Here is a 306-nt window from a genome sequence, read left to right on the forward strand (position 1 = left end):
GACAGCCTGCGCGACATCGACATCGCCAGCCTGCCGGTTGTCGACGCCCCGGGGCGGATCGGACCGTGTGTCGGCACGGTGCCGAACTTTTTCTGCATCGGGCTCAACTATGCCAAGCATGCCGCGGAATCCGGCATGGACGTGCCGAAGGAGCCGATCATCTTTTCCAAGGCATCCTCGGCGCTGTCGGGCCCCGATGACCCGGTGATCATTCCGCGCGGGTCGCAGAAATCGGATTGGGAGGTCGAACTGGGCGTGGTGATCGGGCGCGAGGCGCTTTATGTCAGCGAGGCGGAGGCGCTGGAT

The 306-nt window shown here is 64.7% G+C and carries 1 protein-coding gene; it reads left to right on the forward strand.

Annotated elements, in window-relative coordinates:
* Window positions 1-306 (forward strand): fumarylacetoacetate hydrolase family protein (locus NLM59_RS11555; RefSeq protein WP_304417934.1); only part of this gene is annotated, 306 nt, incomplete at both ends.

It is taken from the genome of Profundicola chukchiensis, assembly GCF_029664245.1.
GTDB lineage: Bacteria > Bacteroidota > Bacteroidia > Flavobacteriales > Weeksellaceae > Profundicola > Profundicola chukchiensis.